This window comes from Agreia sp. Leaf283, from assembly GCF_001422485.1.
In the GTDB taxonomy this organism is placed as follows: Bacteria; Actinomycetota; Actinomycetes; order Actinomycetales; family Microbacteriaceae; genus Agreia.
This window is the reverse complement of sequence record NZ_LMNF01000001.1, coordinates 1,181,970-1,208,355: the sequence shown is the minus strand read 5'-3', so window position 1 is coordinate 1,208,355 and position 26,386 is coordinate 1,181,970. Positions and strand designations below refer to the sequence as shown.

27 protein-coding genes are annotated in these 26,386 nt (G+C 67.7%); 13 read left to right on the top strand and 14 right to left on the bottom strand.

Annotated features, from left to right (window positions below; all coding sequences use genetic code 11):
* Positions 1-8 precede the first annotated feature (8 nt).
* Genes ASF51_RS05445 through ASF51_RS05435 form a run of 3 tightly spaced genes read right to left on the bottom strand, consistent with a single transcriptional unit; the run spans position 9 to position 2,271 of the window.
* Positions 9-1,184: a molybdopterin molybdotransferase MoeA gene (locus ASF51_RS05445; protein ID WP_055926212.1), complete on the bottom strand. Its 1,176-nt coding sequence runs from the start codon at positions 1,182-1,184 to the stop codon at positions 9-11.
* On the bottom strand, positions 1,181-1,525 hold the full coding sequence (locus ASF51_RS05440; protein ID WP_235497145.1) for a DUF6457 domain-containing protein: 345 nt from the start codon (positions 1,523-1,525) through the stop codon (positions 1,181-1,183). Before ASF51_RS05440 ends, ASF51_RS05445 begins: the two co-directional genes overlap by 4 nt.
* Positions 1,522-2,271, bottom strand: a complete 750-nt coding sequence (locus tag ASF51_RS05435; protein ID WP_055926209.1) for a molybdenum cofactor guanylyltransferase — start codon at positions 2,269-2,271, stop codon at positions 1,522-1,524. Before ASF51_RS05435 ends, ASF51_RS05440 begins: the two co-directional genes overlap by 4 nt.
* An 83-nt stretch (positions 2,272-2,354) precedes the next feature.
* On the opposite strand from ASF51_RS05435, the gene fdhD reads away from it, so the two are divergent.
* Together fdhD and ASF51_RS05425 are read left to right on the top strand one after the other, a co-directional pair.
* Positions 2,355-3,251, top strand: coding sequence for a formate dehydrogenase accessory sulfurtransferase FdhD (gene fdhD / locus ASF51_RS05430; protein ID WP_055926206.1), 897 nt, complete (start codon positions 2,355-2,357; stop codon positions 3,249-3,251).
* Positions 3,248-5,545 carry an FdhF/YdeP family oxidoreductase gene (locus ASF51_RS05425; protein WP_055926203.1) on the top strand — a complete coding sequence of 766 codons (2,298 nt, stop codon included), beginning with the start codon at positions 3,248-3,250 and terminating at the stop codon, positions 5,543-5,545. Before fdhD ends, ASF51_RS05425 begins: the two co-directional genes overlap by 4 nt.
* A 203-nt stretch (positions 5,546-5,748) precedes the next feature.
* Here the strand turns inward: ASF51_RS05425 and ASF51_RS05420 are convergent, their stop codons facing one another.
* Positions 5,749-6,936: an LLM class flavin-dependent oxidoreductase gene (locus ASF51_RS05420; protein WP_055927953.1), complete on the bottom strand. Its 1,188-nt coding sequence runs from the start codon at positions 6,934-6,936 to the stop codon at positions 5,749-5,751.
* A gap of 151 nt (positions 6,937-7,087) precedes the next feature.
* Positions 7,088-8,299 (bottom strand): formaldehyde dehydrogenase, glutathione-independent, encoded by a 1,212-nt coding sequence (fdhA, locus tag ASF51_RS05415; RefSeq protein ID WP_055926200.1) that lies wholly within the window; start codon positions 8,297-8,299, stop codon positions 7,088-7,090.
* Positions 8,300-8,395: 96 nt separating this feature from the next.
* Here fdhA and ASF51_RS05410 point away from each other — a divergent pair, with 96 nt between their 5' ends.
* The gene (locus ASF51_RS05410; RefSeq protein WP_200926092.1) at positions 8,396-9,022 is read left to right on the top strand and encodes a histidine phosphatase family protein; all 627 of its coding nucleotides are present in this window, start codon (positions 8,396-8,398) and stop codon (positions 9,020-9,022) included.
* A gap of 95 nt (positions 9,023-9,117) precedes the next feature.
* Here the strand turns inward: ASF51_RS05410 and bla are convergent, their stop codons facing one another.
* From bla to ASF51_RS05395, 3 genes are all read right to left on the bottom strand, one after another.
* Positions 9,118-10,068 (bottom strand): class A beta-lactamase, encoded by a 951-nt coding sequence (bla, locus tag ASF51_RS05405; RefSeq protein ID WP_055926197.1) that lies wholly within the window; start codon positions 10,066-10,068, stop codon positions 9,118-9,120.
* 146 nt (positions 10,069-10,214) lie between these two features.
* Positions 10,215-10,619, bottom strand: a complete 405-nt coding sequence (locus tag ASF51_RS05400; protein WP_055927948.1) for a nitroreductase/quinone reductase family protein — start codon at positions 10,617-10,619, stop codon at positions 10,215-10,217.
* Positions 10,620-10,680: 61 nt separating this feature from the next.
* Positions 10,681-11,526: a DeoR/GlpR family DNA-binding transcription regulator gene (locus ASF51_RS05395; protein WP_055927944.1), complete on the bottom strand. Its 846-nt coding sequence runs from the start codon at positions 11,524-11,526 to the stop codon at positions 10,681-10,683.
* Positions 11,527-11,729: 203 nt separating this feature from the next.
* Between ASF51_RS05395 and ASF51_RS05390 the strand changes: the two genes are divergently transcribed.
* The 5 genes from ASF51_RS05390 to ASF51_RS05370 all read left to right on the top strand — a co-directional run bounded on the left by ASF51_RS05390 (position 11,730) and on the right by ASF51_RS05370 (position 17,218).
* Positions 11,730-13,019 (top strand): sugar ABC transporter substrate-binding protein, encoded by a 1,290-nt coding sequence (locus ASF51_RS05390; RefSeq protein WP_055926193.1) that lies wholly within the window; start codon positions 11,730-11,732, stop codon positions 13,017-13,019.
* Between the two features lie 105 nt (positions 13,020-13,124).
* Complete coding sequence (locus tag ASF51_RS05385; protein WP_235497144.1) at positions 13,125-14,060, top strand: carbohydrate ABC transporter permease; 936 nt, start codon at positions 13,125-13,127, stop codon at positions 14,058-14,060.
* Between the two features lies 1 nt (position 14,061).
* A complete protein-coding gene (locus tag ASF51_RS05380) occupies positions 14,062-14,979 on the top strand; it encodes a carbohydrate ABC transporter permease (protein WP_082479566.1) in 918 nt (305 codons plus the stop codon).
* Positions 14,980-15,042: 63 nt separating this feature from the next.
* Positions 15,043-15,903: a ketose-bisphosphate aldolase gene (locus ASF51_RS05375; protein WP_055926190.1), complete on the top strand. Its 861-nt coding sequence runs from the start codon at positions 15,043-15,045 to the stop codon at positions 15,901-15,903.
* Positions 15,904-15,940: 37 nt separating this feature from the next.
* A complete protein-coding gene (locus ASF51_RS05370; protein ID WP_082479565.1) occupies positions 15,941-17,218 on the top strand; it encodes an ADP-dependent glucokinase/phosphofructokinase in 1,278 nt (425 codons plus the stop codon).
* On the opposite strand, the gene ASF51_RS05365 is transcribed toward ASF51_RS05370, so the two are convergent.
* The 5 genes from ASF51_RS05365 to ASF51_RS05345 all read right to left on the bottom strand — a co-directional run bounded on the left by ASF51_RS05365 (position 17,155) and on the right by ASF51_RS05345 (position 21,651).
* Complete coding sequence (locus tag ASF51_RS05365) at positions 17,155-18,252, bottom strand: ABC transporter permease (protein WP_055926187.1); 1,098 nt, start codon at positions 18,250-18,252, stop codon at positions 17,155-17,157. The two genes, ASF51_RS05370 and ASF51_RS05365, sit on opposite strands and share 64 nt — an antisense overlap.
* Entirely contained in the window at positions 18,249-19,133 is an 885-nt protein-coding gene (locus tag ASF51_RS05360; protein ID WP_055926184.1) for an ABC transporter ATP-binding protein, read from the bottom strand. Before ASF51_RS05360 ends, ASF51_RS05365 begins: the two co-directional genes overlap by 4 nt.
* Positions 19,134-19,250: 117 nt before the next feature.
* Entirely contained in the window at positions 19,251-19,985 is a 735-nt protein-coding gene (locus ASF51_RS18975; RefSeq protein ID WP_055926181.1) for a response regulator transcription factor, read from the bottom strand.
* A complete protein-coding gene (locus ASF51_RS18970) occupies positions 19,982-21,301 on the bottom strand; it encodes a sensor histidine kinase (RefSeq protein WP_235497143.1) in 1,320 nt (439 codons plus the stop codon). Before ASF51_RS18970 ends, ASF51_RS18975 begins: the two co-directional genes overlap by 4 nt.
* Positions 21,302-21,366: 65 nt before the next feature.
* Positions 21,367-21,651 carry a hypothetical protein gene (locus ASF51_RS05345; RefSeq protein WP_055926173.1) on the bottom strand — a complete coding sequence of 95 codons (285 nt, stop codon included), beginning with the start codon at positions 21,649-21,651 and terminating at the stop codon, positions 21,367-21,369.
* A gap of 168 nt (positions 21,652-21,819) precedes the next feature.
* Between ASF51_RS05345 and ASF51_RS05340 the strand changes: the two genes are divergently transcribed.
* From ASF51_RS05340 to ASF51_RS05325, 4 genes are all read left to right on the top strand, one after another.
* Positions 21,820-23,034, top strand: a complete 1,215-nt coding sequence (locus ASF51_RS05340) for an MFS transporter (RefSeq protein ID WP_157412017.1) — start codon at positions 21,820-21,822, stop codon at positions 23,032-23,034.
* A gap of 107 nt (positions 23,035-23,141) precedes the next feature.
* A complete protein-coding gene (locus ASF51_RS05335) occupies positions 23,142-23,735 on the top strand; it encodes a sulfite oxidase-like oxidoreductase (protein WP_044439472.1) in 594 nt (197 codons plus the stop codon).
* Positions 23,735-24,460 carry a ferredoxin reductase gene (locus ASF51_RS05330; protein WP_369797283.1) on the top strand — a complete coding sequence of 242 codons (726 nt, stop codon included), beginning with the start codon at positions 23,735-23,737 and terminating at the stop codon, positions 24,458-24,460. The genes ASF51_RS05335 and ASF51_RS05330 overlap by 1 nt, the downstream gene beginning before the upstream one ends.
* 1 nt (position 24,461) lies before the next feature.
* The gene (locus tag ASF51_RS05325) at positions 24,462-24,758 is read left to right on the top strand and encodes a DUF6510 family protein (protein ID WP_055926167.1); all 297 of its coding nucleotides are present in this window, start codon (positions 24,462-24,464) and stop codon (positions 24,756-24,758) included.
* Here ASF51_RS05325 and ASF51_RS05320 read toward each other — a convergent pair.
* Positions 24,724-25,368, bottom strand: a complete 645-nt coding sequence (locus ASF51_RS05320) for a hypothetical protein (RefSeq protein ID WP_235497142.1) — start codon at positions 25,366-25,368, stop codon at positions 24,724-24,726. The genes ASF51_RS05325 and ASF51_RS05320 overlap by 35 nt on opposite strands.
* Positions 25,369-25,694: 326 nt before the next feature.
* On the opposite strand from ASF51_RS05320, the gene ASF51_RS05315 reads away from it, so the two are divergent.
* Entirely contained in the window at positions 25,695-26,384 is a 690-nt protein-coding gene (locus ASF51_RS05315; protein WP_082479564.1) for a Crp/Fnr family transcriptional regulator, read from the top strand.
* Positions 26,385-26,386: the final 2 nt, after the last annotated feature.

The window sequence follows — 26,386 nt, the reverse complement described above, 5'->3', positions numbered from 1 at the left end:
ACGGCCCGTCACGACCAGGGAAGGGTCACATACTCCAGCTCTACTCCGGCCTCGGCGCCCGCGCTCGAGCAGACCAGCACCCCGAATGCATCGGCCAGGCCTCGGAGCATCGCCGACCCGGTGAACGCACTCGGCAGGGCGAGCCCGTCGACGACGCGGAACGGGATGAGCCGCGTCGCGCCACGCCCCGGGGGCACGGCCTGAGCCGACCGGATGCGCGACAGCCCCGGCATTCCCCCGCCCGAAAGCGCGGCCAGCACCGGCCCGGCCAGGGTCAGCAGCCCCATCATCGCCGCGAGCGGATTGCCCGGAAGCCCGATCAGCAGTCGCCCGTCGTCGAGACGCGCCAGCAGGCTCGGACCGCCCGGCCGCATCTCGACCCCGCCGACCAGGATGCGTGCGCCGAGTCGCGAGAGCGCTGCGCGCAGGTGGTCTGCCGACGACGAGCCCGTGCCCCCTGTCGTGATGACCACGTCGCTCTCGCTCGGCTCCGCAGACAACGCGGCCGCGAGCGCCTCGAGGTCGTCGCCCACGCGGGCCTCGCGAACGACCTCGCCGCCCAGCAGGCCGACGAACGCCGGCAGCTGCGGGCCGAAACTGTCGCGCACGCTGCCCGGCGCCGGGATGCCGCGGGTCACCACCTCGTCGCCCGTCAGCACGAGAGACACCCGGCCTCGCGCGCGCACGACGAGCTCGTCGGCTCCGCACGCGGCGGCGACCGCGATGTGCGGGGGATTCACCCGCACGCCCGCCTCGATCGCCACCTCTCCTCGTCGGAACTCCTCGCCCGCCAGCCGGATGTGCTGGCCGGGCGACGGCTCCACCGACGCCTGCAGTTCGCCGCCCACGACCTCGCCCGCCTCGCTGCGCAGCACCGCGTCGGCCCCCTCGGGAATGAGTCCACCTGTCACGATCGCGCGGGCGTCGTTCACCCCGAGCGCCGCTGCGGGAGTCTCAGACGCCGGCCGCAGCACCCAGGGACCCGACCCGCGAACGGCCCAGCCATCCATCGCCGACGACGCGTAGTGCGGAACGTCGCAGAGGGCGACCACCGGATCGGCGAGCACGCGTGCGACCGCCGCGGAAAGAGGGAGGGAGACCGGCGGCAACGCGGCCCCGGCGGCGAACGCGAACTCGCGAGCCTGGGCCCACGAGGCGCGCTGCCCTCCCGGCGCCGCGCTCACCTCTCGAGGCTGCGCGCGAGAGCTGCGGCGATCTCGGAAGCCCGAGCCGTGGCCTGTTCGCCGCTCGCCTCGCCGAGCGCTGCGGCGCGGCCCGCCGCGTAGCCCACCAGGTAGGTGGTGAGCGGAGCCGCCGGACGCAGCACCGCGTGCGCCGCGACCCCCGCGAGCGCCAGCACGGCATCGATGTCGACCTCGAGGTCGGCGATGTCCAGCTCCCGGGCGAGGGAGGCGCTCCAGCGCTCCAACGTCTCGGTCATCTCCGCCTGCTCCTCGGGCGACCGCGCGGGCTTCGCCGGCTTCTCGGTGTTCGGCTGGTCGGTGTTCGGCTGGTCGTCGCTCATGCTCGACTCCTCTGCTCGTCAGGGTGCTCGTGTGGGTGCTCGTCGGGGGATGGCGCGGCGATGGGCGGCGCGGCGATGGATGGCGTATCGGTGGGCGGCTCGATGCCGAAGGCGGCCGCGTCGGGCCAGGTATCGACGTCGCTCGTGGAGCCCGCGGCGTCTGACAGTTCGCGCAGATCGAGCGGCGCGATCAGCGAGCGCATCGAGGCTCCGTCGAGGGTTCCGGATGCGCGCAGCGCCTCCACCGCATCGGACAGCGCGCGGCGGCTGTAGACCGCCGCAAGGGGCTGCCGCATGCCGGAGGAATCGACCAGAAGGGCCCCGTCGGAGCCGGCCAAGGGCAGCGACTCGACGAGCGCGGAGACGGCGCGAGCGATCTCGGGCATGTCGCAGGCGAGCACCAGCACGATGTCCGCGACATCCGCTGAGGACGCCTGCTGCCCTTCGAGGGCGCGAACCCCCGCGCCGATCGCCGCCGCGGGGCCGCCGAAGGGCGGGTCTTCGCGCGTGAACCGGACGCGCGCATCCGGGCCCGGCGCATCCGGGCCCTGCGCATCCGAAACGTGCGCACCCGGCGCTCCCTGCGCATCCGGACCCACGACGACCACGCGCCTCGCGCCGCCCCGCAGGGCGGCATCGACCGTGTTCTTCAGCAGCGTTGTACCGTGCCAGAGCAGCTGCGCCTTGGGCACGCCCGAGAGACGGGAGGACCTTCCGCCCGCGAGCACGATCGCGTCGAGCAGCATTCAGTCAGCCTACGAGATGCCGAGTCGCTGAGATGCTGCGGCCAGCCCTGTCGGCATGCGCGAATCGGTGATAAGCCTTCTTTATGGGCAGAATCACGGTTCGTCGTCGCGTCACCCGCCTGAGCGTCGGAGGGCACAAGAGCGTGCGCGAAGACGTGCTCGCCGCCGAGGAGCCGCTCGAGATCCGGGTGGGCGGCCAGTCGCTCGCGATCACGATGCGCACGCCGGGCAACGACGTCGACCTCGCCGCGGGCTTCCTCGTGTCGGAGGGCGTGATCTCGAACGGCGAGCAGTTCGCCGCGGCCCGCTACTGCGCGGGCACCGACGATGACGGCATGAACACCTACAACGTGCTCGACGTGACGCTTGCGCCAGGTGTCGCGGCTCCCGATCCGAGTCTGCAGCGCAACTTCTTCACCACGAGCTCGTGCGGGCTCTGCGGCAAGGCGTCGATCGACGCGGTGCGCACGACGTCGGCCTACACGGCCTCAGCGGATGCCCTGCGCATCGAGGCCGCGCTGCTCACGACGTTCCCCAATAGGCTTCGTGAACAGCAGGCCGTGTTCGAGAAGACGGGCGGGCTGCACGCGGCCGCCCTCTTCGACGGCGTCACCGGCGAACTGCTCGTGCTGCGCGAAGACGTGGGCCGGCACAACGCCGTCGACAAGGTGATCGGCTGGGCCACCCGCGAGAACCTGCTGCCACTGCGCGGAATCGTGCTCATGGTCTCGGGCCGGGCCAGCTTCGAACTCATGCAGAAGGCCTCGATGGCCGGCATCCCGATGCTCGCCGCCGTGTCGGCGCCCTCGTCGCTGGCGGTCGAGCTGGCCGTCGAGCTGGGCATCACCCTCGTCGGCTTCCTGCGCGGCGACTCCATGGTCATCTACTCCCGCGACGAGCGCGTCGTCGAGTCGGCTCCGCTCGAATCCGAACTCCCCACCCTCGAGACCATCCCCAGCGAAAGCGTCGGTGCCGCATGACCACCATCCCGCCCCGAGAAGACGACAGCCAGCTCGAAGTCGGCGAACGAGAGAAGTGGGCGGTCGGCGTTCCCGGCATCGTGCACTCGATGGTTCCGGCGATCGAGGGCATGGGTGTTGCCCGCACGGCCAAACTGATGCTCGGCCTCAACCAGAAAGACGGGTACGACTGCCCGAGCTGCGCCTGGCCAGACCCCGACAGGCGCAAGGCCGCCGAGTTCTGCGAGAACGGCGCCAAGGCGGTCACGTGGGAGGCAACTCCCATCGCGGTGCCCCGCAGCTTCTGGGGGCAGCACTCCATCGACGACCTGCTCACCCGCTCCGAGCACTGGCTCGGAATGCAGGGCCGGCTCGTCGAGCCCGTCTACAAGCCGGCCGGAAAGAACCACTACGAGCCCGTGAGCTGGGAGAAGGCGTTCGCGATCATCGCCTCGCGGCTGAACGAGCTCGACTCCCCCGACGAGGCCGCGTTCTACACGAGCGGACGCACCGCCAACGAGACGGCCTTCGCCTACCAGCTCTTCGTGCGCGCCTTCGGAACCAACAACCTGCCCGACTGCTCGAACATGTGCCACGAGTCCACGGGAACCGCCATGGGCGAGGTCCTCGGCGTGGGCAAGTCCACCATCGCCTACGACGATTTCGAAGACACCGACCTCATCATCGTGATGGGCCAGAACCCGGGCACCAACCACCCGCGCATGCTCACCGCGCTCGAAGACGCCAAGCGCAAGGGCGCGAAGATCGTGGCCATCAACCCGCTGCCCGAGGCCGGGCTCATGCGCTACAAGAATCCGCAGCGCCCGCGCGGCATCGTCGGCCACGGCACGAAGATCGCCGACCAGTTCGTGCACATCCGGCTCGGTGGCGACATGGCGCTGATGCAGGCCGTCTCGAAGCGGGTGCTGGATGCCGAACGCACGGCCCCGGGAACAGTGCTGGACCACGAATTCCTGGCCGAGCACTGCTCGGGGCTCGAGGAGTTCATGGCGCACATCGACGGCCTCGACGAGGCCGCGGTGCTGGAGGCCACCGGACTGACGGCAGCCGAGATCGACGAACTGGCCGAGCGCTACATCTCCGCCGACCGGGTGATCATCACGTGGGCCATGGGCATCACCCAGCAGAAGAAGGCCGTGGGCACGATCAAGGAGATCGTGAACCTGCTGCTGCTTCGGGGCAACATGGGCAAGCCGGGTGCGGGGGCGTCGCCCATCCGGGGTCACAGCAACGTGCAGGGCGACCGCACCATGGGCATCTGGGAGAAGATGCCGGATGCGTTCATGGATGCACTGCAGAAGGAGTTCGGCTTCGACCCGCCCCGCAAGCACGGACTCGACTCGGTGAACGCCATGAAGGCGATGGCCCGCGGCGACATCAAGGTGTGGTTCTCGATGGGTGGCAACCTCGTGGCCGCGATCTCGGACAGCCAGGTGGCCGAGGCCGCCATGCGCGGCACCCGGCTCACCGTGCAGGTGTCGACCAAGCTCAACCGCTCGCACGCGGTCATCGGCGATGAGGCGCTCATCCTTCCCACGAAGGGGCGCACGGAGCTCGACCGGCAGGCATCCGGGTTTCAGTTCGTCTCGGTCGAGGACACCGTGTGCGCGGTGCACGCCTCGAGCGGAAAGGTCGAGCCGATCTCGAACCACGTCTTGTCCGAGATCGCCATCGTCAGCCGTCTCGCGCGCGCCGTTCTCGGCGAGGAGTCGCCCATCGACTGGGCCGGGTTCGAGCAGAACTACGATCTGATCCGCGACCACATCGCCCACGTCGTTCCCGGTTTCGAGAACTTCAACGAGCGCATCCGCAACATCGACGGCTTCGTGCTGCCGAACGGTCCGCGCGACAGCCGCACCTTCAACACGCTCACGGGCCGGGCGATGATCACGGTGAATCACCTCGAGCCGGTGGTGCGTCCCGAGGGAACACTGCTGCTGCAGACCCTGCGTGCCCACGACCAGTACAACACCACGATCTACAGCCTCAACGACCGGTATCGCGGCATCAAGAAGGGCCGCAGCGTGGTGTTCGTCAACCCGCTCGACCTCGACGAGCTCGGACTCGAAGACGGGCAGCTCGTCGACGTGTTCAGCGAGTGGAACGACGGAATCGAGCGGGTGCTGCGCTCGTATCGGGTGGTGTCGTACCCGAGCGCCCGGGGGTGCGCCGCGGCGTACTACCCCGAGGCGAACGTGCTCGTGCCGCTCGACTCGGTGACCGACGAGAGCAACACCCCGGTGTCGAAGGCCGTCGTGGTGCGCCTTGTTCCGGCGGCGGCACTCGTTCCCTGAGCCTGTCGAAGGGAAGACCCGCTCCCTGAACCTGTCGAAGGGAAGACCCGCTCCCTGAGCCTGTCGAAGGGAAGACCCGTTCCCTGAGCCTGTCGAAGGGAAGACCCGTTCCCTGAGCCTGTCGAAGGGAGTTGCCCTTCGACAAGCTCAGGGAACGAACGAAGGGGGTTGCCCTTCGACAGGCTCAGGGAACGAACGACTGCTTACAGGCCGAAGGCCGCGCCCGCCTTGGCGAGCGGTTTCGTGCCGCCCTCGGCCGTGAGGCCGGTCCACTGATCCTCGCCGTCGACGTGAGTGGATGCGACGGCACCCTTCGCGCGAGCCGCGGCGACGCGCTCGGCGTGGCTGGGCGGGTTGCTCGGAACGCCCTCGGGGCGCTTCGATTCGTTCTCCTTGCGGAGCGCGGGAACGATCTCCTCGGCCAGGATGTCGATCTGCTCGAGCACCGTCTTCAGCGGCAGTCCAGCGTGGTCGATGAGGAACAGCTGGCGCTGGTAGTCGCCCACGTGGTCGCGCATCGCGGCGTAGCGATCGATGACCTCCTGCGGAGATCCCACGGTGAGCGGGGTCTGCGCGGTGAAGTCCTCCATCGTCGGGCCGTGTCCGTAGACGGGGGCGTTGTCGAAGTACGGGCGGAACTCGTCCTTCGCGGCCCGCGAGTTCTTGCGGGCGAAGAACTGCCCGCCGAGTCCGACGATCGCCTGGTCGGCGCGGCCGTGGCCGTAGCTCTCGTAGCGGCTGCGGTAGAGCTTCACCATCTGCTCGGTGTGCTCGATCGGCCAGAAGATGTTGTTGTGGAAGAAGCCGTCACCGTAGTAGGCGGCCTGCTCTGCGATCTGGGGGCTGCGGATCGATCCGTGCCAGACGAACGGCGCGACTCCGTCGAGGGGCCGCGGGGTCGCGGTGAAGCCCTGCAGCGGGGTGCGGAAGTTTCCGGCCCAGTCCACGACCTCCTCCTCCCAGAGGCGGCGAAGCAGCGCGTAGTTCTCTGTCGCGAGCTCGAGGCCCTTGCGGATGTCCTTGCCGAACCAGGGGTAGACCGGGCCGGTGTTGCCGCGGCCCATCATGAGGTCCATGCGGCCGTCGCTGATGACCTGGAGCATCGCGTAGTCCTCGGCGATCTTCACCGGGTCGTTCGTGGTGATGAGCGTGGTGGCCGTGGAGAGCACGATGTTCTTGGTGGTGCCGGCGAGGTAGCCGAGCATCGTCGTGGGCGACGAGGTGACGAAGGGCGGGTTGTGGTGCTCGCCTGCGGCGAAGACGTCAAGCCCGGCCTGGTCGGCGTGCTCGGCGATCGCGATCATGGCCTTGGTGCGCTCAGTGTCGCTGGGCGTGTACCCCGTGGTCGGGTCTGTCGTGACATCGCCGACGCTGAAGATTCCGAACTGCATGTTCACTCACTCCTAAACTTTTCTATGCGTTTGCATATATGTGAGTGAGAACGCGTGCCCCGGGGAAACTATTCCCGCCCGTTCCCTGAGCCCGCGTTCCCTGAGCCTGTCGAAGGGGCCCTTCGACAAGCTCAGGGAACGGAGGTGCCGACTATGCCGCGTCGAGGTAGCCGTTCGGGTTGAGCACGTACTTCGTGGCCGCTCCCGCGTCGAACTCCGCGTAGCCACGCGGTGCATCGTCGAGCGAGATCGCCTTCGCGTTCACGTTCTTGGCGATGTGCACGCGGTCGTGCAGGATCGCCTGCATGAGGCCGTAGTTGTACTTCATCACCGGGCATTGACCCGTGGTGAACGACAGCGACTTGGCCCATCCGGTGCCGAGGCTGAGCGACAGCGAACCCTTCTGGGCCGCCTCGTCGACTCCGCCCGGGTCGCCCGTGACGTACAGCCCCGGAATGCCGAGGGCGCCTCCGGCCGCGGTCACGTCCATCAGCGAGTTCAGCACCGTCGCCGGAGCCTCTCCGCCGCCGTGACCCCTGGCCTCGAAGCCCACGGCATCCACACCGCAGTCGACCTCGGGAACGCCGAGGATCTGCTCGATCTGGTCGACCAGCTCGCCCGCACCCAGATTGACGGTCTCGCATCCGAAGCTGCGCGCCTGCGCCAGGCGGTCGTCATTGAAGTCGCCGACGATGACCGCCGCCGCCCCGAGAAGCAGCGCACTCGTGGCCGCAGCGAGACCGACAGGGCCGGCACCCGCGACGTACACGGTCGAGCCGACTCCGACGCCGGCCGTGACCGCTCCGTGGAATCCGGTCGGGAAGATGTCGGACAGCATCGTCAGATCCATGATCTTCTCGAGCGCCTGATCGCGGTCGGGGAACTTCAGCAGGTTCCAGTCGGCATACGGAACGAGAACGAACTCGGCCTGCCCACCGACCCATCCGCCCATGTCGACGTAGCCGTAGGCGCTGCCGGGACGATCGGGGTTCACGTTGAGGCAGATGCCCGTCTTGCGCTCCTTGCAGTTGCGGCAGCGACCGCACGCGATGTTGAAGGGAACGCTCACGATGTCGCCGACCTTGATGAACTCGACGCCCGGGCCGACCTCGACGACCTCACCGGTGATCTCGTGGCCGAGGACCAGGTTCACGGGGGCGGTCGTACGACCTCGCACCATGTGCTGATCCGAGCCGCAGATGTTCGTTGCGATCGTTCTGATGATCGCCCCATGCGGCACCTTGCGTCCGACGTTCGCGGGATTGACCCCTGGCCCGTCTTTCAGCTCGAAGACGGGGTAGTCGATGTCGATGACCTCGACTTCGCCCGGTCCTTTGTATGCGACTGCTCTGTTTCCTGCCATGTTGATCTCCCTTGATCACCGGTCCCCTGACGGGGACGTCGTTAGGCTGACTCTATGTCGCACACATGGATTCCAACAGGGAAATCCCACATTCGGATGCTTCTCATACGGCACGCCGAGTCCACTGCCAACGAGGCGGGAATCCTGTCGACGACGCAGCCGGGGCCCGAGCTCACGCCACGCGGACGCGAGCAGGCCGAAGCCCTCGCCGAGACCCTCGGCGACGCGCCTCTCGACGGCCTCTACGCATCCACTCTTCGCCGAACCCAGCTCACGGCCGAGCCCCTGTCGCGCGCGACGGGCCTGCCCGTGACCGTGGTCGAGGGCATCCACGAGATCGAGGCGGGCGAACTCGAGGACCGCAGCGATCACGAGGCCATGTCGGCCTACGCCTCGCCGTTTAGCATCTGGGCGCAGGGCGACTTCACCGCCGCCGTTCCCGGCGGATTCAGCGGCGACCACTTCTTCGAGCGCTTCGATCGCGGCATCGCCGAGATCTCGCGGGCACAGCAGGCCTCGTCGGCCGAGCGACCGGATGGCGGCACGGTCGCGATCGTCGACCACGACGCCGCGATCCGCGTGTGGGTGGCCGGCCGCGCCGACAATCTTGGTCCGGAGTTCACGGTCACGCACGGACTGGGCAACACGGGCATCGTGGTACTCACGGGCTCGCCCGACGACGGCTGGCACGTCGAATCCTGGCAGGGCGAGCCGGTCGCCTGACGCGGCTCAGCCCCGCATCCGCGCCCCCGCGGCGCATCCGCGGCCGGTCGAGTGGCGGCATGTGCGCCGAACGGGTGCGGACTCGTCTCTGCGGCTCAGTAGCCGAGGCCGGCGAGTGCCGCCTCGGTGGCACGCGCGATGAGGGCGTTGTCGTACTCCGCGTCCTCGGTGGGGCGGTTCGACATGATCACGAGCACGATCGGCGACCCGCTCGGCGGCCACACGAGCGCGATGTCGTTGCGCGTGCCGTACGCCCCGGCGCCCGACTTGTCGGCGACCGACCAGCCGGCATCCAGACCCGCGGCGATGAGCTCGGAGCCCGTGGCGTTGCCGGTCATCCAGTCGATGAGCTGCGACTGCTGCGCCGCGCCCAGAGCGTCGGTGGTGAGCAGGGTGGCGAGGTCGAGGGCGAATGCGCGCGGGGTGCTCGTGTCGCGGGTGTCTCCGGGGATCGCGCTGTTGAGGTCGGTCTCGATGCGATCGGAGCTGCTCGTCGTGTCTCCGAGATCGCGGAGCGCCTGGGTGAACCCCTCCGGCCCGCCGAGGCGCTCGAGAACGATGTTGCCCGCCGTGTTGTCGCTGAAACGCACCGCCGCCTCGGCCACGGCCCGGAGCGTCATGCCCTCGTTCACGTTCGCCTCGGTGACCGGCGAGTTGGGCAGCAGCTCGTCTGCGCCATACGAGACCAGTTCGTCGAGCTGCTCGTCGGGCACGGTCTTCAGCAGGATGCCCGCCGCGAGCGCCTTGAAGGTCGACGCGTAGGCGAATCTCTCGTCGGCGCGGTAGGCCACCTCGGCGCGGCTGAGCGGGTCGAGTGCGTAGACGCCGAGCCGGGCGTCGAACTCCTGCTCGAGCTGGGCGAACGCAGGAGTGGGATCGCTCGGCGCCGCTGGCGGAGTCGTGACCACGGGTTCAGACACGGCCGCGGGCGTGGGGCTGGGCGCGGGCGTCGAGCACGCTCCGAGCAGAGAGAGCACGACCGCTGCCGTCACGGTCGCCAGACCACCCGATCGGATGCGTCGCGCCACTCGTGAGCTCGTTCTCATCCCTCGAGTGTGCCAGCCCGGGGGCCGGCTGTCACATGCGGCCCTTCGACAGGCTCAGGGAACGGGCCCTTCGACAGGCTCAGGGAACGGGGCCCTTCGACAGGCTCAGGGAACGGGGCCCTTCGACAGGCTCAGGGAACGGGCGGCTAGCGCGGCGTCAGCCTGAGCACGGGGATCACCCGCGCGCCCGCCTTGACCTGGTAGTCGGCGAAGCCCGAGGCGACAGCCACCACCTGCGCCCAGGCGGCGTCGCGCTCGTCACCATGCAGCTCGTGCGCCGTGACCTCGACCATGCCCTGGGGCGTCTCGATCGTGATGTCGGGATTCGCGACGAGGTTGTAGTACCAGGCCGGGTTGTCAGGCGCGCCCGCCTTCGACGCGAACACGAGCCACGAGTCCTCGTCGCGCAGCGCCATCGTGGGCGCCACGCGCTCGTCGCCGGAGCGCGCTCCTATGGTGTGAAGCAGAACGAGCTTGTCGCCGAAGCCCGCCGTCTCGACGTGACCGCCGTTGGCGCGGAACTCCTCGATGATGCGCTCGTTGAAATCCATCGTCGTCTCCTTGTCGCGAACCTTCTTCTCGACCATCTCACACCAGGTGGGCGCGCGGCGTCTAGGAGGCGGACGCTCCGCTCGGCGGGAGGAGCACCTCGACCTTGTTCCTACGGAGGGCCTCTGCGAGCTCGCCCTCCGGAGCGACGTCGGTGACGAGATAGTCCACGCTGCCCAGCTCGGCCACCTGAGCGAAGAGTCGGCGGTCGAACTTCGACGAGTCGGCGAGGATCGCGACCTTCGACGCCCGCGACACCATCTCGCTCATCATCAGCGCCTCGGCCAGGTTGCTCGTCGAGAAGCCGCTCTCGGCCGAGACCGCTCCGACCGAGATCAGAGCCAGGTCGCAGTGCAGGTCGAGGTCGTTGCCGGTGTCGGAGAACTGGAAACCGATGGGCCCGATGGTGGCCTGGCCGCTCAGCCTCACTGCGCCGCCGAAGACGTAGAGGTCACGGCACACCTTCGGTGAGATCTCGGTCGGGATGCGGAGGTTGTTCGTGGCGATCGTCAGCTCGCGGTGATCCTCGAGATGCCGCACGACGGCCAGCGTCGTGGTGCCGGCGTTGATCATGACGACCGAGCCGTTCTCGACGAGCCCCGCCGCCAGGGCGCCGATCTTCTCCTTGGCAGACCGCTGCAGCCTGAGTCGCACGTCGAGCTTCTTCTCGGTCGACGGCATCACCGCGATGCTGACCGCGCCGCCGTGCGTTCGCACGAGAAAGCCGTCGGCGTCGAGCTGATCGAGATCTCGCCGGATCGTGTCGGCGGAGACGCCGAATCTCACGGCGAGTGCCGACACCGTGACCTCGCCGACCTCGGTCACGTAGGCCGTGAGATCCGCCTTGCGGCCCGCCGGCAGCCGGAGAGGCTGATCGTCGCCGTCTGAGAGAGAAGATGAGTCGGCCACGTCTGATTTGTAGCAGAACATCGCAGAAATACGCAACCCGCTGCCTGACGACGAGACATTGTCGCTGAGACCGGTGAGAAAGACGCATAAGAACGCAACATCATGCGATTACTTGCGTTAACGTTCTCGCAGGACTACTCTCACAACGATAAGGCGCACAAAAGCGCACTCAACAGCATGATCCCGCATCTCATAGGAGAGACATGAGCAAAGAAGCTCGTTTTAGAAGAGGCCTCACCACAGCTGTGGCTGCGGCCGCTGCCCTCACCCTCGTCACCGGCTGCTCGTCCGGCGCCGGCAGCGACGACGCCACCTCGGGTGGCGACGTCACCATCGAACTCGCCCAGTGGTGGGAGCCGGAACTGCCCGACGGCGCGCTGCGCACCCTGATGGACACCTTCGAGTCGGAGAACCCCGGCATCAAGGTCAAGCTGCTCAGCGGACCCTACGCCTCGACGAAAGAGCAGCTCTTCGCCGGCGCGGCCGCCGGCACGATGTCCGACGTCGTCGGCCTCGACGGTGCCTGGGTCAGCGACTTCGCCAAACAGGGCGCCCTCGCCGACCTCAGCACTCTGATGAAAGACGCCGACTACGACGACAGTGAACTCGCCAGCACCATCGAGGTCGACGGCAAGACCCAGATGATCCCCGTGGTCAACTTCGTCTACCCGCTCTTCACGAACGACGACCTGCTGGCGAAGGCCGGCATCACCGCTCCGCCGTCGACCCGAACCGAGTTCGAGACGGCCGCGAAGGCCGTGACGGCGCTCGGCGACAACACGAGCGGCTGGGTCCTGCCGCTCTCCTCCGAGGCGCCCAACGGCATCCAGAACGACGTGATGTCGTGGGTCTGGTCGTCGGGCGGAACCATGCTGAAGGACGGCAAGCCCGACGTCACCAACGACGACGTCACGTCCGCCGTCGAGTACATCAAGGGCCTGAACGACGACGGCGTGATCGCACCCGGCTCGGCCACGATGAAGGAGCAGGACAAGGTCGAGGAGTTCACCAACGGCCGCGTCGGCATGATGATCGACTCGCTGTCGCACATCGACCTGATCCGCACGTCGAACCCCGACCTCAAGTTCAGCATCTCGGCGATCCCGGCCGAAGACGGCTTCAGCGGAGAGCGCGGGATCCCCTACGCCTCGTGGGGCATCGGCGTCTCGGCCAGCAGCAAGCACCCGGCCGAGTCCTGGAAGCTCGTGCAGTTCCTCATGAGCGAGAAGACGAACTCCGAGCTGTCGACCCTCGCGAACGCGTTCCCGGGCAACACGAAGAGCGTGCCCGACTTCTCGTCGAGCGACCCGCTGTTCAAGGAGGCCTTCGACATCTACTCCGAGGGCAAGCCCGCCAACGAGTTCGTCGGACTGCCGGTGGCCGAACAGCTGATGCGTCTCTTCGACGAGCAGCTGCAGGCGATCCTGCAGGGAGACGAGTCAGTCGATGACGGCCTGAAGAAGGCCCAGGATGCGTGGGTCGGGGAGTTCTAGCCCCCTCGCCTCACACACATCCGTCGATTGACGGCCGCGCCGCGGCCAGCCCTTGCAGAAAGGGAGCTCCGCGGCGCGGCCACCCCTCACAGAAAGGCTTCTGCAGTGGCCTCGACCAACACCGTCGTCAGACCGGTCAGCACGAAGCGCAGCACCCCCAGGTGGGCCCCCACCGCACGCAAGCTGACCCCCTACGCCTTCCTCTCGCCGACCGTCATCGTGATGCTCGTGCTCATGCTCATTCCGGTGATCATGGTCATCGGGTACTCGTTCATGGACAACGTGATCACGAACAAGTTCCCGGTGTTCGTCGGGCTCGACAACTACGTCGAGGTGCTGAGCGACCCGGTGTTCCGCACCGCGACCGGCAACACCCTCTTCTTCACGCTGGTGAGCGTTGCCGCTCACCTGCTGCTGGGCCTCGGCTTCGCGATGCTGCTGAACTCGCCCCTCGTCGGCAACGTCACCAAGGCGCTCTTCCGGGTCGTCTACATCCTGCCGTGGCTGTTCACCGTCGCCATCATCGCGGTGCTCTGGCGCCTGATGCTGAATCCGAACGGCGTCATCAACTACATCCTCATCTCGCTCGGCCTGACCGACAAGGGCATCGAGTGGCTGTCGTCTCCCGACACGGCGCTGCTCGCCGTGACGTTCATCAACATCTGGGCCGGCTACTCGTTCTACATGGTCACCCTCCTCGCCGGTCTACAGGGTGTGCCCGCCGATCTGTACGAGGCGGCCAGGGTCGACGGCGCATCCGCATTTCAGCGCTTCTGGAACGTGACCCTGCCGCAGCTGAAACCGATCATCATCAGCATGAGCGTGCTCGACATCATCTGGACCTCGCAGCAGTTCGCCCTCATCTGGATGACGACCGGCGGCGGACCCGTCAACGTCACGGAGATGCTCAGCACCTACACCTACAAGCTCGCCTTCAGCCGCTACGAGTTCTCCGTCGCCTCTGCGAGCGCCGTGCTCATCCTCCTTCTCACCATGGTGCTCGCGTTCTTCTACGTGCGTCACCAGAAAGCGCGTGACTGACATGACGACATTCGCCCAGAAACAGACGCCGGCCGTTCGTACGACACCGGATGGCGCCCGACGCTCGCCCGCGCAGAAGCCGCGGCGCCGGCCGAAGGAGCGACTCGCGAAGGTCGTCATCATCCTGCTCCTGCTGACGGGGGCTGCCTTCGCCGCCTTCCCGATCCTCTGGATGGCTTCGAGCTCGTTCAAGCCGAACACCGAGATCTTCGCCTACCCGCCGCAGCTGATCACCTCGACGTTCTCGTTCGACGCGTACATCACGATCCTCACCGATCCCACGAAGGTGCGCTTCTTCATCAACAGCTACGTCGTCTCGCTGGCCGTGACCGGGCTGACACTGCTCGTGGCGATCCTCGCCTCCTACGCCTTCAGCCGCTACGAGTTCAAGGGCAAGCGCCCGATCAACATGATCATCGTGAGCATCCAGGCGGTGCCGCCGATCACGCTGCTGATCCCGTTCTTCGGACTCATGGTGGTGCTGGGCCTCTACAACACCTATCAGGGGCTCATCCTCACCTACCTGGTGTTCACGCTGCCCTACGCGATCATCATGATGACCGGCTACTTCAACACCCTGCCGAAGGAGCTCGACGAGGCGGCCCGCATGGACGGGGCCGGCCCGCTCACCGTGCTGTGGCGCATCCTGGTGCCGATCTCGATACCCGGCATCGTCTCCGTGGGCGTCTACACGTTCATGATCGCGTGGAACGAATACCTCTTCGCCCTCACGCTCACCCGCACGGAGGACATGCGCACGGTGCCCATCGGCATCCAGCTGCTCATGGGCCAGAACTCGTACGAGTGGAACGAGATGATGGCGATGAGCATCCTCGGCTGCATCCCCGTGCTGATCCTCTTCCTCTTCTTCCAGCGCTACTTCATCGGCGGCATGACCGCCGGCGCCGTCAAGAGCTGACCCCTTCCTTCCCCCTTTCCTGCGACACCACTGCCTCACCACAAAACAAGGAGAAAACCCACCATGCTCGTATCCGGAAAAGACCTTCTCGATGTCGCCAACGCGAACAACTTCGCCGTGCCGGCGTTCAACGTCAGCGACTACGCCATGATGAACGGCCTCTTCGAGATCAGCGAAGAGAAGCAGTCGCCGCTGCTCATCGCCATCCACCCCGACGAGCTGAGCCACATCGGCACCGATGTGCTGCACGCGATCATCGCGAGGGCGAACCGCTCGAGCGTGCCGGTCACCATCCACCTCGACCACGGCGCGAGCTACGAACAGGTGCTGCTGGCCATTCAGAGCGGCTTCACCTCGGTGATGATCGACGGCTCGATGCTGCCGTTCGATGAGAACATCGCCATCACGAAGAAGGTCGTCGACACGGCCCACGCCGTGGGCGTCTCCGTCGAGGGAGAGCTCGGCACGATCGGCAAGACCGACAACGAGGCCGAGGACGGCGCCGCATCCATCATCTACACCGAGCCCGACGAGGCGGTGACGTTCGTCGAGGCCACCGGCGTCGACAGCCTGGCCATCGCCATCGGAACGAGCCACGGCATCTACCCGGCGAGCATGAAGCCCGAGCTCAAGCTCGAGCTGCTCAAGCGCATCAAGGCGAAGGTCAACATCCCCCTCGTGCTGCACGGCGGATCGAACAACCCCGACGGCGAGATCGGCGAGTCGGTGAAGCTCGGAGTGAATAAGATCAACATCTCCTCCGACATCAAGGCGAGCTACCACAACAAGATGCGCGAGGTGCTGGCAGACGCGAGTGTGCGCGAGCCCAACACCATCCAGCCCCCGTCGATCGCCGCGATGAAGGAGACTGCCGCCCAGAAGATCGACCTCTTCGAATCGGCCGGCAAGGCAACGCTGTACTGACCGACGGGCGCGAGCCCACGAAGCGTTTGGTGTCACGATGAATGAGAAGCTCGTGCTGGGTCTCGGCGGAACAGTGGACTACGAGATCGTCTGGAACTCCCGGGTGATCGACGACCTCGTGCTGCACTACGCGATCCAGCCCGCGGAGCTCTCGCGGCTGATCGCGATCCGCAGCGAACGCGACCTGCTGATCGCCCTGCTCGCCTTCGTGAAGGACGGTGCGGGAGGAGAGCGATTCGTCGCCTCCTCCCGCACGGTCGAAGAGTTCGCCGCCCGGTTCCGCCGACGCATCACCCTCGGCGGAACGGGCGTGCGGGCGGCCTACGCGATGGAGGCGCTGGGAGTGACCTGCACCCTGCATCTCGTGAGCATCGACGACAACGTGCGCCGACTGCTCCCCCGGGGCTCCGCCTACATCTCGAGCGCCGAGCGCGACACCCTCGACCCGCACCTCATCGTTCAGTTCGTCGAGGGCAGCAGGGTGCGGGTGGGCGAGCTGGAGCTGCGTTCGCCGCACGCCAACCGGGTGATCTTCGCGAATGATCCGCCGAACGCCGAGCTCGTGCTCAGTGACGAACTCGGCAGCAGCCTGGAACAGGCCGAGCTCTTCATGATCTCGGGATTCAACAGCATCCAGAGCGAGGAGACGCTGCTGCAGCGCCTCGACGACATCCGCCGGCACCTGGGCCGGCTGCCGCAGAGCGCGCTCGTCTTCTACGAGGACTCCGGCTTCCACGTGCCGGCCCTGAGCAGGCACGTGCGCGAGGCACTGCTCGATCGCATCGACGTGTACAGCATGAACGAAGACGAGATGCAGGCCTACGTGGGCCACCCCGTCGACCTGCTCGACGTCGACGAGGTCTGCGCCGCGCTCGGCGAGCTCCGCGAACTCATCCCGGCCTCGCTGCTGGTGGTGCACACCAAGTTCTGGTCGCTCGCCCTGGGCGACCGCGCCGGCGACTACGAGGATGCGCTGCGCGGTGCGATCCAGATGGCCAGCACCCGCTACGTGCGCGGCGACGGCTTCACCGAGCGCAACTATGTGCAGACCGGCCTGCTGCCCCTCAACCCGCTGGGGGCCGAGCTGGCCGCCGGCATCCGGGCCCGCCTGGGCGCCGAGGTCTGCTGCGTGCCCGCCTTCCTGCTGACGGTCGAGCAGCCCACCACGATCGGCCTGGGCGACACCTTCGTCGGTGGATTCATCGCGGCGATCGCGCGACGCGGCCCTTCGACAGGCTCAGGGAACGAGTCTCAGCCGCGCAGCGCATCCAGGATCTTCACCCTCGCGCCCGTGCGCAGCAGCGAGTTCGAGTAGATCCTCGACCCGAGCAGCACGACCACCACGGTCGTGGCGATGATGACCACGAGCGAGAGAAGCGGCTCCCACCACTCGGCGGTTCCGAGGTAGACGCGCATCGGCATGCCGATCGGTGCCGAGAACGGCACGTACGACATGATCGTGAGCACCAGGTCGTTGTCCCAGGCGAACACGATGAGGAAGTACGGGATCATCACCAGCATCATCACGGGGGTGGTCACCGATCCGATGTCCTCCTGTCGCGACACGAGCGCGGCCGCCGAGGCGAACAGCGCGGCCAGCAACACGAAGCCCACGGCGAAGAACACCACGAACCAGACGATCGACGGTCCCAGGTCGCCGAGCAGCGCATCCTGCCCCGTCACCACCAGTCCGACGATAGCAGCCGCGGCGATCAGCACGATCTGACCGAACGCCAGGACCGTGTTGCCGATCACCTTGCCGGCCAGCAGGGCGCGCGCCGAGATCGCCGACATCAGGATCTCGACGACGCGGCTGGCCTTCTCCTCGACGACGCTCTGGGCGATCGTCGTGCCGAACAGGGTCGCCGCCATGAAGAACACGATGCCGAAGCCGAGCCCCACCAGATAGGCGAGCGACCCGTTCTGGTCGGCGGGCTCGAGCAGCGACACCTCGGGCGTCACGCTCAGCAGCTGCACGAGCGCGCTGGGCGCCTCCTCGAGCGCCAGAATCCGGATGCCCGTGGGCCCGTCACCCGGAACGATCGCGGCCTCGACATCGCCGGCTCGCACGAGCTGCTCGGCAGCGCCGACGCTGTCGGCCTCGGTCACGTCAAGCGATGCGACCTGCGCGAACGACCCGGAGTCGCCGACAACGGCGACGCGGGTGACGGAACTCGAGGCGGACGCGCCGAAGATGCTGCCCGCCACGATCGACGCGATCACGGCCAGCAGCAGAATCGCCGACGAGACGATGAAGGCCTTGCTGCGCAGCCGCATGCGCACCTCGCGGTCGGCGACGAGCACGGCGCTCTGAACGAAGGTGTTGGCCCGGGTGTCTGCGATGGTCATTTCACGACCTCCGTGAAGATCTCGGCGAGCGATCGGTGCCGGGGCGCGAAGCTGGCGACCGGACCCTGCTGCAGGGCGCGCCGAAGAACGGCCTGCGCGGCATCGTCGTCGTCGGCCTCGAAGAGGGCGTAGCCTCCGTCGAAGTCGAGCACGGTGACGCCGGGCATCTCGCGCACCCAGGCGGCGTCGGATGCGACGAGCAGTTCGAACTGTCGCACCGCATTGTCGTCCTGCAGCTTCTGGCGCGAGCCGCTGGCCCTGACCTGGCCGTTCGCGATCACGACGACGTCGTCGCAGAGCCGCTCGACGACATCCAGCTGATGCGACGAGAACAGCACCGGCGCACCCCGCTTCGCCACGTCGTGCAGCACCCCGAGCACGGTCTCGACCGCCATGGGGTCGAGGCCGGAGAAGGGCTCGTCGAGAATGAGCACCTCGGGAGAGTGCACGAGCGCGGCGGCGATCTGGGCGCGCTGCTGGTTTCCGAGCGAGAGGCTCTCGACGGTGTCGTTCGCGCGCTCGGCGAGGCCGAGCCGCTCGAGCAGTTCGGCGGCGTTCGCCTCGGCGTCGCGACGGGAGAGTCCGTGCAGCCGCGCGAGGTACACGAGCTGCTCGGCGACCTTCATCTTGGCGTAGAGACCGCGCTCCTCCGGCATGTAGCCGAAGCGACGCCGATCGGCCGCGCCGAGCACGGAGCCGCCCAGGCGCACCGTTCCTGAGTCGGCGGCGAGCACGCCCAGGATGATGCGCATGGTCGTGGTCTTGCCGGCGCCGTTGCCTCCCACGAACCCGGTCAGTCGGCCGTCTCCGACCTCGAAGCTCACGGCGTCGAGGGCGGTGCGGTCGCCGAAGCTTTTGGTGACTGCGTCGAGCTGCAGCATGGATGTTCCTTCCGTCGCCTCCACGCTATTGAGGCCCGCGCACGCTCACATCCCCCGCCAGACGTAGCGCGCGCAGCCCTCCTCCTCCCGCAGGCGGAGGAGATCAGGCAGCGGTGCTCAGGCGCCGGGAACCGCGATGCCGTGCTCGTAGGCGAAGACCACGGCCTGGATGCGATCGCGCACGCCGAGCTTCTGCAGCACCTTCGAGACGTGGGTCTTGACCGTGGCCTCTCCGAGGAAGAGCTCGGCCGCGATCTCTGCGTTGCTCATGCCGCGCGCCACGAAGCCGAGCACGTCGCGTTCGCGGGCCGTGAGGTCGGAGACCATGGCGGCGGCTGCTGCGGCGCTCGAAGCCGCGGCGGCCGCGGCAGCGGCATCCGACCCCGCCGCACTCGCCGCGGCGGCCCTGGCGCCGGCGTCGCGATGCGCGAACCTCTCGATCACGCGACGCGTCACATCCGGGCTCAGCAGGGCGTCGCCGCGCGCTACGATCTGCACCGCGTCGACGAGCTGCTCGGGCGTGCTGTTCTTCAGCAGAAAGCCGCTGGCGCCGCCCTCGAGCGCCTCGAACAGGTAGTCGTCGCGGTCGAACGTGGTGAGCACCAGAACGGCGGGCGGATGCTCGAGGGCCGTGATCAGGCGGGTCGCGGTGAGCCCGTCCATGCCGGGCATCTGCACGTCGAGGCAGACCACGTCGGGAGAGACCTGCCTGATGCGCTCGAGTGCGCCGTGCCCGTCGCGCGCCTCGCCGACCACCACGATTCCGGGCTCGCTCTCGAGGATGATGCGGATGCCGCTGCGCAGCAGATCCTGATCGTCGACCAGCAGCACGCGGATCTCTGCGTCCGTCACTGCGTCGCCTCCCTTGGGCGCGCGACCGCGGACGCGGTCGGGATGTCGGCCCGCACGAGGTAGCCGCCGCGAGCGCGGGGGCCAGCCTCCAGCGTGCCGCCGACCGCCGCGAGCCGCTCCCGCATGCCCACGATGCCGAGACCGGAGCCCTGCCCGGTGGCGCTGCGAGCGGGCAGCCCACCCGAGTCGGTGACCTCGACCTCGACTACCGCATCGAGGTAGCGCAGCCGCGCGTCGATCGATGCCGATGCTCCGGCGTGCTTGATGGCGTTCGTGATGGCCTCTTGCACGACCCGGTAGACCGTGATCGACACCAGGGGGCTGAGCGGGCGAGGGTCTCCGACGATGGTGAGCTCGGCGGCGAGTCCGGCGGAGCGGGCGTCGCCGAGCAGCTCGGGCAACTGTTCGACACCGTGCATGCTGGGACCGTCGACCGCATCGCCCACCTCGACCGGCCGGCTGTCGTCGCGCAGCGTGGTGAGCATGCGGTGCAGTTCGTCGACCGCCTCGCGCGCGCTCGACTCGATGGCCGACAGCGACTCGACGGCCTGCTGCGGGTCGCGCTGCAGCACCCGCCGGGCGGCGCCGGCCTGCACGCCCATCACCGAGACGTGGTGCGCGACGACGTCGTGCAGTTCGCGGGCGATGCGCAGGCGTTCGAGCGAGACGGCCTGTGCCGCGGTGCGCTCGCGCTCCTCGGCGAGCTGCTCGGTGCGGTCCTGCAGGGCAGCCCGCTCGCGGGCGGCGATCCAGGCCCTGCTGCCGAAGTAGTAGGCGCCGCCGAAGTAGAGCAGGTTCTGCAGAATCGTCACGAGACCGACCGCGACGACCGGCGAGACCGAGCCCACGACATCCCTGTCTGCGAGGCTGGCGGCGAAGGCCGGCGCGAGCAGCGCCGAGAACAGCCATACGAACATGCCCGCGATCACCACGAGTCGCGACACCATCGAGAGGCGACGATGCCTGCCCCAGGCTCCGGCCGTGTACATCGCGATGAAGAAGGCGATATTGCTGAAGAGCACTTCGGGTACGTTCAGTATTTGAACGGCCATGAACACGGCCGCGCTGACGACGAGCACCGACACGGGGTAGCGCCGCCGCCAGGCCAGGGGCGCGCTCTGCAGCAGCACCATCAGCACTCCGAGCCACACAGGCGCCGGGTCGGGGTAGAAGCCGATCGAGTAGTAGAGCTCGAGGCTGCCGAGGCTCAGCATAAAGACGACCACGGCCAGCACAGCGTCGTTCCTGTACCCCCGGCGCAACGGCCGCGGGCGCACCCATGCGTCGTCGAGCGCATCGACCCTGCTGTTCGTCACAGCACTCACGCTAGCGAAAGGCGGGGCGAGGCACCTCCCTCTTCAGGGGGAGGCGGCGCCTGCTGCTACTTCTTCGAGCTCGTGTACCCCGCGTCGTGGAGCAGCCGACGAAGGTCGAGGACCATCTGCTCGTCGACATCCTTGTGCTTGGGCTTCGTGAGCACGATGCGCCCCTCGCCCAGCTTCACGACGAACTTGCCGTCGTGCTCCTCACGCACGTCGGCGACCTCATCGAGGAGACCGATCACGTCGTTCCACTCGAGGTTGTGGGTAGTGGGGTGTCGCTCGATGTGCTCGAGCGTGGTGCGGTGGTGCTGGCTCACATGAAGGGGTTCGGTCGCGTCGGTCATACGACGAACCTAGACAAGATCACCCTCGAAGGCATTCGACATACGTCGAACGTCGATACCGTGCACGCTCGGCGGCCTCCGGGGCGCGAGAGGATGGCACCTGCACGTCATAACCGAAGCCGCTTCACCGAGGCCGAGCCGCACCCGCCGAGAGGACCCGACGCACCCATGCCCCGTCGCATCCCGACCGTTCGACACGGCGCCGGTTTCTGGATCGTCGCCGTCACCTTCCTTCTCGTGATGGCCTACTCGACCGTGCCCACTCCGCTGTACCCGCTGTACCAGCAGCGCGACGGGTTCCCGGCCTTCGTGATCACACTGATCTTCGCCGCGTACGCGGTCGGCGTGATCGTGAGCCTCTACCTCGCCGGGCACGTGAGCGACTGGCTCGGCCGGCGCCGGGTGCTCGTCGTCGCCGTCCTCGTCTCCGCCCTGTCGGCCGTGCTCTTCCTGCTGTTCCCCGAGGTTCTAGGGCTCATCGTCGCCCGCCTCGTAAACGGGGCGAGCATCGGCATGCTCACGGCGACGGCCACGGCGCACCTCGGTGAGCTGCGCGCCACGGCGCGACCGAACGAGAACACCGTGGTCGCGGCATCCGTCTCGGGGGCGGCGAACCTGGGCGGTCTCTCGCTCGGGCCGCTCATCGGCGGGCTCTTCGCCGAGTTCCTGCCCGACCCCCTCGTGCTGCCGCACCTCGTGTTCCTTCTCGTGCTCATCGTGGCCGCCGTGGCGCTCATGCTGGTGCCCGAGACCGTCGACGTTCCCGACCAGCCGCCGGCCTACCACCCGCAGAAGCTGTCCGTGCCGGAGGGCGCACGTCGGCCCTTCGTCATCGCGGCGTTCGGCGCGTTCTCGGGCTTCGCCGTGTTCGGACTCTTCACCTCGCTCGCACCGACGTTCCTCGTGGTCACGTTCCAGGCCGGCGACCACCTGCTGGCCGGGGCCACGTCGTTCTCGGTCTTCGCCGCCGCGGCAGCCGGGCAGATCCTGCTGACGCCCGTTCCGGTCTATCGGCAGTTCACCATCGCCATCGCGGCCTGCTCGACCGGGCTCGTCCTCGTTGCTCTCGGGGCGCTGCTTCCGCAGATCATTCTCTTCATCGGCGGCGGCGTCATCGCCGGGCTCGGTGTGGGCCTGCTGTTCAAGGGGGCGATCGGCACCGCCGTCTCGCTCGCAGACCCGAAGCGCAAGGGAGAGACGCTCGCGCTCATCTTCCTCGTCGCCTACGCGGGCCTCGCCATCCCCGTGCTGGTCGTGGGCGCCGCGCTCGCCTTCGAACCCGCCACCGCCGTGCTGCTCGTCTTCGTGGTCATCGTGCTCGCCGCCACGGTCACGGCCGGAACCCTCATGCGTCGCCGGGCACGGGCATCCAGCCGGCCATAGATTCGATCCGGCAATAGATGTTGCCACCCACCGCTTACGGCAGCGTTTAGGGCACAATCGATACAGGCACCTGCGACATCCACCCACACCAGAACAAGGAGCACACCATGGCAGTCTTCTCCCGCGGTTTCGGGGCTCGCAGGCGCGAGTCCGACCCGGAGCTTCCCCCGGGCCAGTACCTCACCGAAGACTTCCCGGTGCTGTCGGCAGGGCCCACGCCCCGCATCGACACCGCCGACTGGAGCTTCAGCATCACCACCGAGTCCGGTGCCGTGACGACCTGGAGCTGGGACGAGCTCATGGCTCTGCCCATCGAAGACGTGCACACCGACATCCACTGCGTGACGCGCTGGTCGAAGCTCGGCACGTCGTGGCGCGGCGTCTCGCTCGACACGCTGTTCGCCGACATCGACACCTCTGATGCGTACACGATGATCGAGTCGTACGGCGGCTACACGACGAACGTCCCCCTCGAAGACCTCCTCGATGGCAAGGCCTGGATCGCTTTCGAGTTCGACGGCGAGCCGCTCGACCCCGAGCACGGCGGCCCTGCCCGGCTGCTGGTTCCGCACCTGTACTTCTGGAAGAGCGCCAAGTGGGTGCACGGCATCCGCATGCACTCCGACGACGACCCCGGCTTCTGGGAGCAGAACGGCTACAACATGTACGGCGACCCCTGGAAAGAGCAGCGGTACTGGTAGTGGCGATCGTCGCCGGCTGGCTTGTAGGAACGGTGGCCCGGGCCATGCGTGTCACGCCCCAGGGCCGTGTTCTCGTTCTCGACGTGCCCGAGTGGCCCGGCAACCTGGCCGGACAGCACCTCGACCTGCGCCTGACCGCTGAAGACGGCTACCAGGCCGTGCGCTCGTACTCGATCGCCTCGTTCGGCGACGGGCACAGCATCGAACTCGCCGTCGACGAGCTGCCCGACGGCGAGGTCTCGCCCTATCTCGTGCAAGACGTGCAGCCCGGCGACATGCTCGAGGTGCGCGGGCCGCTCGGCAACTTCTTCGTCTGGCGCGACTCCCAGACCGAGCCGGTGCAGCTCATCGCCGGCGGGTCCGGCATCGTTCCGCTCGTGTCGATCGCCCGTGCACACAGGGCGGCGGCGAGCGCGGCGAAGTTCCGGATGCTGTACTCGGTTCGTGCGCCGGAGGACGCGTACTACGCGTCGGAACTCGAGGGACTCGTCGACGACAGCTTCGCCCTCGACTGGGTCTACACCCGCACCGCCCCAGCCGGCTTCGCGCGCACGGCCGGACGTGTCACTCGGGCCGACATCGAGGCATCCACCCTGCCCGTGGCCGACAACCCGCTCGTGTACGTCTGCGGGCCGACCGGTTTCGTCGAGGCGGTCGCGCGCATCCTCGTCGACCTGGGGCATCCGGCCGAACGAATCAAGACCGAGCGTTTCGGAGGAAGCTGACATGCCCGAGCACGCCCGACAAGCGAACATCCCCATGAGCCGCGTCGATGGCAACGCGGCCGCCGGCCCCCTTGGCGAGATCCTGCGGATCGACATCACGACGGCGGTCGCCACCTGCCGACACTGCGGCGATGCTGCCGCGCTGAGCGAGGCGATCGTCGAGCGGGATGCCGAGGGAGTGATCATGCTGTGCCGCTCCTGCGGGCACACCCTCGTGACCTACATCAGCCGCGCCGGCCGGCAGTACCTGGAGTTCGCGGGCCTCAAGAGCCTGACCGCGGCGTCCTCGCGTTCCTGATTCGGGAGGGGTATTCCGTCGCCACCACGCCGCCACGGACAACAGCTTCTGCGTCTTCAAGAACCCGTTCGCGGAGGTGCGCCTGGGCATCCGAGGCGATACTCCGCGGCCACCGCAATCGAGCCAGGGGCACCATCCCCTCAGCATCTCCTAGAGCGATATGGGCCACCAGCTCGTGCCGCGACAGACCTCGCGCAGCCGAGATCGAGAACCCTGTCACTTCCCGGGGGGAGAACTGCGCCAGAAGCGTCGTGCGCGTCGACAGAGTGATACCGGCTGCGGTGATCCGCACCAACACGTATGCTCCACGTTGTCGTGACAAGTACTTCAGGCGAGTCAATGCACGGTCCAGCGCACGATCGTGCTCGGTGACGAAACCTAGCCCGGGTTCCGGACTCGTCCCGAACTCCATGAGTTGGCGCCTGATCACTTGGTAGTCGTAGACCCCCAACACCAGAGCGGCGACGACGGAAGCACCGAGACCGACCGCATAGAGACCGAGAATCACCGAGAACAGAACAAACACCCACCGCACGGCTGCGACCGTATCCTCGCTACCAGGAGTGAACGTCAGCCAGAACCAGAGAACTGCAACCACCACCAGCATCACCAGAGGCGCCATGATCCACACAGACGTACCGCTTCGACGCCGGCCCTCAGTCACGTTCCCCACACTGTGCCATTCATGTCGTGTACCCCTCAGATGCCGCAGCACGTGAGAGACACGCTACGGCACCGGCCACGGACACCGATTGAACCGTTGTCCCGTAATCCACCCCCGACGGGCCTCACTGGCGGGAGTTCGGCGTATCCAATTCAGGAGGACAGCGCAGCCGCCGCCACTATCCACGTGGCCGGCCTCTCCTCCTGAATTGGTAGCGCCTCGCGAGGCCAGCGCGCTCCAACTGGGCGCGGCCTCGCTGGTACCCTGCCGGAATGGCCTCCGGAGTAACGATCTACGACCTGCGCGGCGCCTCGTTGATGGCGCCGTTCACCGATGAGCAGCTCGAAGACCTCACAGCGCACAGTTTCGTCGTGTCGCTCAGCCGTGGCGAACTGCTGTTCGAGGAGGGCACGGCCAGCGCGCACTTCTACATCGTGCGCTCCGGGCGCATCCGCATCGCCCGGCGCTCGTCGGAGGGCACCGAGCTCGGCCTCTCCGTCGTCGAGGCCGGCGGCACGATCGGCGACCTCTCGGTGATGGACGGCCTCGCGCGCTCAGCGACGGCCGAGTCGATCGACGAGGCGGAGGTGATCGCGGTGCCGGCCGATCGCATCCGGGCCCTGCTCACGAGCTCGCCCGAGGCGCTGATGTCGGTCGTCGAGGAGCTCGCCTCCATCGTGCGGCGCCTCACCGGCGCCCAGAGCGACCTCGTGTTCCTCGACCTGCCTCGCCGGCTCGCCAAGCTGCTGCTCACCTACATTCCCGAGTGGCGCCACGACCTCAATCAGGTCATCGTCGAACTGCCGATGAGTCAGGCGGGCATCGCGGCGCAGCTCGGCGTCGCGCGCCAGTCGCTCAACACGGCGCTGCGCACCCTCACCCGAGACGGACGCATCGCCGTCGACGGTCGCCGCGTGACCCTCAGCGATGTCGAGTCCCTCAGGGCCTACGTCAACTCGTAGGC